Genomic DNA, 526 nt, shown 5'->3' with positions numbered 1-526 from the left:
CAACACGATGGTGTTCCACTTGAGGCACAGTTCGGCAATCAACGCCAGCTCCTCGGCGGTGAAGACTTTGCCGGTGGGGTTGTGCGGCGTGTTCAACAGCAACAGGCGCGTGCGCGGGTTGAAGGCGGCGGCCAGTTCATCGGGGTCGAAGGCCCAGGCCGTGACGCCCTCCGGCCCGGCGGCAACGGGACGCAACGGCACACAGCGCGGGATGAGGCCGAGCATATCGCAGTGCGGGGCGTAGGTATCGAAGAACGGCTCGAAGAAAACGACTTCGTCCCCGGGGTTGAGCAGGCCGAGCAGGGCGGCGAACATGGCTTCGGTCGCGCCGCTGGTCACCGTCACCTCCGTGTCCGGGTCAACGACCTGGCCGTAGAAGCGTTGGGCGTGCGCGGCGATGGCGCGACGCAGCGGCAACGTGCCGATGGTGGGTGCGTACTGGTTCTCGCCTGCGCGCAGTGCGGCCACGGCGGCCTCCTTGGCCACGTCCGGGCCGTCGAAGTCGGGGAAGCCCTGTCCAAGGTTG

General features: G+C 67.7%; 1 protein-coding gene. It reads right to left on the bottom strand.

The window, feature by feature from the left end; translation table 11 throughout:
• The coding region (locus tag NZ585_15155) for an aminotransferase class I/II-fold pyridoxal phosphate-dependent enzyme (protein ID MCS7081366.1) at window positions 1-526 on the bottom strand (526 nt) is incomplete at both ends.

It is taken from the genome of Chloracidobacterium sp., from assembly GCA_025057975.1.
In the GTDB taxonomy this organism is placed as follows: Bacteria; Acidobacteriota; Blastocatellia; order Chloracidobacteriales; family Chloracidobacteriaceae; genus Chloracidobacterium.
This window is presented reverse-complemented; position numbering and strand designations above follow the sequence as displayed.